Origin of the sequence: Nocardia donostiensis, assembly GCF_002081715.1 — a bacterium.
GTDB lineage: Bacteria > Actinomycetota > Actinomycetes > Mycobacteriales > Mycobacteriaceae > Nocardia > Nocardia donostiensis.
This window is the reverse complement of the sequence record NZ_MUKP01000095.1, coordinates 1-6,261: the sequence shown is the minus strand read 5'-3', so window position 1 is coordinate 6,261 and position 6,261 is coordinate 1. Positions and strand designations below refer to the sequence as shown.

Here is a 6,261-nt window from a genome sequence, read left to right as displayed (position 1 = left end):
TGGGGGCGGGCGACGGTGGCTGGGTGGGGGACGAGGGGCTCGGGGTGGCGGGTGTTGATGTGGTGGCGGGGCTGGGCTGATTGGTGGGGGTTTGGGTGTTTGCTGGGTTGTCGGTGTGCAGGGTGAGGGAGCTGGGCGCGCCGGTGTGGAGGTTGGGGGAGCTGGGGGTGCCGGTCGTGGTCGGACTTCCTGTGGTTTCAGGCGCGTTTGAGTTGTCCGGCGCTGATGGTGTGCCCTGATGTTGGGGCGTGGACGGTGGCGGCGAATCCGGTGAGGTAGTCGGCGGGGCCGGGTCCTCGTGCGTGGACGGAGGGGTCTGGTTCTGCGGCGCGGAAGGTTGACCAGTTGTGCCGGGTTGGCTGTCGGTGCCCGAGGACTGGGAGTTGTTCGGGGGTGGGGTCTCGCCCTGAGGTGGGGTGGTTGGCTGGCTCGGAGTTCCGGTATCGCCGGGGCTGTTGTCGGCACCGGTTCCGTTGCTGCTGCTGTCGCCGGTGTTGGTGGGCGCGTTGTTGTCGCCGGTTCCGTTGCTGCTGGTTGTGTCGCCGCTGGTGCTGTTGGTATCGCCTGTCTCGGTCTCGGCAGTAGCGGTGGTCTGGTTGCCGGTGTTGTGGCCGCTGGGGTGGTTGCTGCTCGTCTCGTTCTGCGACTGCGACTGCGACTGGTTCTGTGTTTGTGACTGGTTCTGGTTTTGCGGCTGGCTCTGGGTTTGAGTGCCGCTGTTATCGCCGGTATTGGTGCTGGCGGGGGCAGTGTTCTGGTTCTGGGGGCTGGTGTTGTTGTCCCCATTGCTGTTGTCGCCGCTGTCGTTGTTGCCCGAGTCGCCGCTGTCGGGGTTGTCCCCGCTGTTGTTGCCGGAGTCGTTGCCCGATTCGTTGGTGTTGTTGTCGCCGTTGTCGGGATCGTTGTTGTTCTGGTCGCCGTTGTTGCCGCCATCGAGCTGATTTTGGGCGGCGCCGGTGGCGGCGCTGGTGAAGGTGTCGAGGCCGATTTCGACTTCTTGGCCGGTGATGGGGGCCATCGCCAACTGGGTGCCGATATCGGAGGCGGCTTCGGTGGCGGTGTCGGTGAGGAATTGCTTGCCGCGGTCGACCACGGCGTTGCCGGGGCCTTCACCGACGTTGCTGGTCAGGCCGCCGTCGCGGCCGAGGCCGCCGGACAGGGCGCCGCCGATGGCGCCGGACAGGGAGCTCTGCCAGACCGAGGTCCAGTCGTCGCGGCCTAGTTCGCGGTCGCCTTTGGCGGCTTGCAGGAGGCGGATTCCGAGGTCGAGGCCGCCTTCTTCGAGGACACCGAGGGCGGCTTGCTGGACGACGTTGGTGAGGATGCGTTGCAGGAGCTGGCGCATCGTGAGCCGGATCGCGGTCTGGGTGGCGACCCGGGCGGCGGCTCCGGCGGCGGCGCCTGCGGGGGCACCGACACCGGTGGACATGGCGGCCAGGGCGGCGGCCATTTCTATGGCAAAGATGACCAACTGGGCGATGATCATCAGCTTGGTGTGTTCGATGTCGTTGGCGCCGTCATCGAGTACACCGGCTTGGTCGCGCACCAGCCCGGTCAGCGCGGAGAGGGCGCCGCCGTCGCCGGCGAGGGTTTTCCAGAATTCTTCGATGGCGGTGCCGGTTTCGCCATCTAGCGCGGACAGGAGCTGGTTGACCACCAACTGGGCGTCGTCGCCGAGGTCGTCGAGTGTGGTGGCGGCGGTGTTGTAGGCATCGGCCATGCGCCGCATCGCGGTTTCGTCGCCTTCAGGCCAGTCACCGGCGCCGACAACATATTTCGCTGCCCACTGCAACGCCTCGGGGATCTCGATACCCACCCCTGAACCCCTCCTCGATCATCAGCGCGTGCCCAGAAAACTACGACACCGACTTGGACGCACCGTAACCACATTCGGTTCCACTGAAATCGAACTGATTCGGCGAGACGGTGTGCAGAGTGGGTCGATGGCCGTGGGGTCGGATGTGCCGCCAGTTGCGCAGCGGTTATTACACCCTGGTTCAGTCCGCTTCATGACAGGTCCGATCGGTGGACAGAGCAGGCCGCCGGGGTCGTGGTCAGCGCCGAGGTGAACACCGCGTTGGGTGCGGTGCTGCTCGGCATAGCTGCGAGTGCACTACCGCCGTTCGCGGCGTGCCGGCACCTGCTGCCCACATGTTCAACGGAAGTCCTCTTACTCGAGGCCTGCGGTGGTGTCCACAGGCTGGGCGGGACGCGAGTGCCTCATCGATGAGGCGGCCACGGCTGGCCGTTGCCAGGTAGACGTCGCCACCCTCGAGGTGTAGCCGCCGCGCAGATGCGCGGGGTAACGTGCCTGCCTTGCCCGCGGAGACATCGGCCGATCGACGTCACCGCAATGTATCGATGTAGCCACCAAGCCCGGCGGGGGTGGTCATCGGGGTAGATGGCCGCCTGGGCGCAGCCGTGCCGACGGCAGGCCGACCGGTTGCACGACCTGCACGGGCAGCGAGGGCCGTCTGCAGAGAGGTGAGGTCGCGGGGGTAACGAGACGATCGCAGCGGACGGTGATGGCAACGACTGCCGGGGTGCGGCCCATAGGCTGATGGCATGGTTTCACTTACCGACACCGCGGTGCGCGATTTCCTCACCCATGGCACGCGAACGGCGAAGGTGGCGTTCGTGGCGGCGGATGGGCGGCCGGTGGTGACGCCTGTCTGGTTCATTGTGGAGGGAGAGGAGTTGGTGTTCAACACCGGGAAGTCGACGATGAAGGGGAGGGCGTTCGCCCGGGACGGGCGGATCGCGTTGTGTGTGGATCTGGAGGAGCCGCCGTATGCGTCGGTGCAGATCCAGGGGACGGTCACAATGAGCGAGGATCCCGACGAGTTGTTGCGGACCGCGACGGAGATCGGAGGCCGTTATATGGGGCCGGATCGGGCGGAGGAGTTCGGGAAGCGCAACGGGGTGCCGGGGGAGTTGGTGGTGCGGGTGCGGCCGTCGCGGGTCGTCGCCCATTTCGATGTCACGGCTTAGCGGCCGCCGCATTGCAGCCAAGGGATTGCGGCAGGCTACGGGCGTTGCGCCCCACAGCGGTGCGGGCCAGGCTTAACAGCCCACGGGCACTGCGGCCCCCGGCGGTTGCAGCCGCGCATAACAGTCTCGGCATCGCGGCCACGGTGTAGTAGCCAAGCGTTGCGGCAGGCCATGGCATGCGACCAGGGCATCGCGGTCGTGCATAGCGTCCACGGCGCAACAGTCGGCTCCGATCAGTGTTCGGGGGAGGGTAAAAGCCGGTACCCGTCGGGTGGTGAAGCCCGGCTCCCGCTAGGGAGTGGAGTCCGAACCCGGACCGGCGGCGCATGCCGGTGCGGAGTCCTCACTCGTTCGGGCCCGTCGCTCGTCCGAGCGGAGACGGCTGTCCGGGCGGCAGTCCAGCGGCTCGGATCGGTTTCCGCGGCGGATGCTCTCGCTGCCGCCCAGATGTCTTTATCTCGCCACCTGTGTTATCACCTGCGATTATGCTCATCAGCTATGGACTTTTGTTGGTTGCTCGCCGGGACGACGGTAGATTGAGTCGGTGATCAGCAGCGAGGTTCCTGGTTGCGTCGTACGGGCGCGCATCGGTGTGGGCGGGGCCATGTAACAGGACCGGCCTGGCTAACAGATAGTGCCAATGGACATTTTTGTCTGATTATGAGAACTGGGGCTCGGAACAGGGACGTCACGCTTGGGCAGGTGAGCGTCTCATCCGAGTGTCGTCGGGGAACGCCTGTGTGGTGTTCCGGAAGCGAGGTTACGGTTGAACCGGCTGGATAACGGCGGGAACGGTGCAGAGGGTGGCGAACGGGTGCCCGGTGAACTGATTCCGCTGTCTCCCGCACAGCTGGGTATCTGGTATGCGCAGCATGTCGATCCGCAGGTACCGATCACCATCGCTCAGTACGTCGACCTCCGGGGCGAGCTGAGCATCCCGATTCTGGAGCGGGCCACCATCACCGCGTCGCTGGAGCTGGGCTCGGGCTTCCTGCGCATCGTCGAGCGCGACGGTGAGCCGATGCAGTATGTCGACCCCACCATCGGTGACACCGAGTCATGCGTCTATGTCGACTTCCGTGGCGAAGCGGATCCGGAGGCGGCCGCCCGCGAGTGGATGATCGCCGAGTACAGCCGCCCGATGTCGCTGACCAGCGGCGAGCTCCTGATGAACATCGCCGCACTGCAGCTGGCCGATAACCATTGGTTCTGGTACGCGCGCGCCCACCACATCGTGCTCGACGGCTTCGCGGCCATGACCTATATGAAACGGGTTGCCGAGCTCTACACCGCCTACCTGGCCGGTAACGAGCCGCCCGAGTTCAAGGCCACCGACCTGCGCACTCTCTACGACCAGGAGATGGCCTACCGGGAGAGCAAACGGTTCGCCGCCGACCGGGAGTACTGGGCCGAACGGGTCGACGGGCTGGAGGAAGGAACCAGCCTGACCGGCCGGTCCGCCGCCCCGTCCGCGATCAACGACGTCGCGAAGGGACAGCTGTCACCGGAGCAGGACACGCTGCTGGAGGCTGCGGCGCAGCGCCACGACACCGCGCCATCGGGGCTGCTGCTGGCGGCGTTCGCGGCGTACCTGGCGCAGTGGAACGGCGTCGAGGACGTCATCCTCAGCCTGCCGGTGACCGCGCGCACCACGGCCGCGATGCGCCGCTCCGGCGGTGTTTCGTCGAATATCGTGCCGCTGCGGCTGCATGTTGGCCACGAAACGACCGTGACCGACCTGTTGAAAGAGGTGCAGGTCGCGGTATCGGGGGCGCTGCGGCATCAGCGTTACCGACATGAGGACATCCGCCGCGACGCAGCGGGCGACGGCGTGGTGACCACCGAGTTCTTCGGACCGTGGGTCAACATCATGTTGTTCCACAACGAAGTCGTCATGGGCGAGATGCTCGGCGAATTCCATGTGCTGTCCACCGGCAGTATCGAGGATCTGGGTGTCAACTTCTACCAGTCGGTGGCGGGCACCAGGAACCATATCGACTTCGAGACCAACCCGAACCTCTACACCCAGGAGGAAGCGGGCCGCCATCACGGCCGATTCCTGGAGTTCTTCGACCGGTTCCTCGCCGCGGACGCCGACACAGCGGTCTGGCAGCTCGAGCTCACCACGGCCGCCGAGCGCACCGAGTCGGTGCAGGAGTTCAACGATGCGGCGCATGAGGTGCCGACCACCACGCTGCCCGCGCTGCTGGACGCGCAGATCCCGCTGACCCCGGACAATACCGCCCTCGACTTCGAGGGCCGGACTCTCACCTACGCCGAATTCGGCGCACGGGTGAACCGGTTGGCCCGGTATCTGATCGCCGACGGGGTGGGACCGGAGTCGCTGGTCGCGCTCGGGATGCGCCGGTCGCTGGAACTGGTCATCGGCATGCACGCGGTGCTGAAGGCCGGTGGCGCGTATGTGCCGATCGACCCGGATCACCCGGCCGAACGCACCGCCTACATCCTCGGCAGCGCCGACCCGGTGTGTGTGCTGACGGTGTCGACCGATGAACTGGAGTTGCCAGAATCGGTGCGGCGGGTGCACATCGACACCCTGGACACCGCGGAGTTCTCCGACGAACCGGTGACCGACGTCGACCGGCTCGCACCGCTGCGCCCGGACAACACCGCCTACGTCATCTACACCTCGGGTTCCACCGGCCGCCCGAAGGGCGTCGCCGTCACCCATCACGCGATCGTCAACCAGCAACTGTGGATGCTGGACGAATACCGGCTCACCGCCGACGACGTGTACCTGCAGAAGACCGCGACCACGTTCGACGTATCGCTGTGGGGTTATTTCCTGCCGCTGATGGTGGGCGCGAAACTGGTCGTCGCCACCCCGGACGGGCATCGGGACCCGCTGTATGTGGCGCAGATGATCGAACGGCATCGGGTGACGTTCACCGACTTCGTGCCGTCGATGCTCACGGTGTTCGTCTCCCACGCCACCGCAGCGCAGATCGCGTCGCTGCGTGGGGTGTTCGTGATCGGTGAGGCGCTGCCGCCGGAGACCGCGGCCGCGTTCCGGGCGCTCACCCCGGCTGGTCTGCACAACCTGTACGGCCCCACCGAGGCGGCCGTATCGGTCACGTACTGGGAGGCCACGGACGCCGACACCACAACGGTGCCGATCGGTATCCCGGAATGGAATGTCGGCGTCTACGTGCTGGATTCGCGGCTGCGCCCGGCCCCGATCGGCGCGCCGGGCGAACTGTATCTGTCCGGTCGTCAGCTGGCGCGTTGCTATCGCGGGCGTCCCGACCT

At 66.3% G+C, this 6,261-nt stretch carries 3 protein-coding genes; 2 read left to right on the top strand and 1 reads right to left on the bottom strand.

The window, feature by feature from the left end; translation table 11 throughout:
* A partial coding sequence (locus tag B0T44_RS25750; protein WP_139795371.1) for a WXG100-like domain-containing protein occupies window positions 1-1,816 on the bottom strand: 1,816 nt, incomplete at its 3' end.
* A gap of 749 nt (window positions 1,817-2,565) precedes the next feature.
* Here B0T44_RS25750 and B0T44_RS25745 point away from each other — a divergent pair.
* Together B0T44_RS25745 and B0T44_RS25740 are read left to right on the top strand one after the other, a co-directional pair.
* On the top strand, window positions 2,566-2,991 hold the full coding sequence (locus B0T44_RS25745; RefSeq protein WP_077121858.1) for a PPOX class F420-dependent oxidoreductase: 426 nt from the start codon (window positions 2,566-2,568) through the stop codon (window positions 2,989-2,991).
* 766 nt (window positions 2,992-3,757) lie between these two features.
* The coding region (locus B0T44_RS25740) for an amino acid adenylation domain-containing protein (RefSeq protein ID WP_139795370.1) at window positions 3,758-6,261 on the top strand (2,504 nt) is incomplete at its 3' end.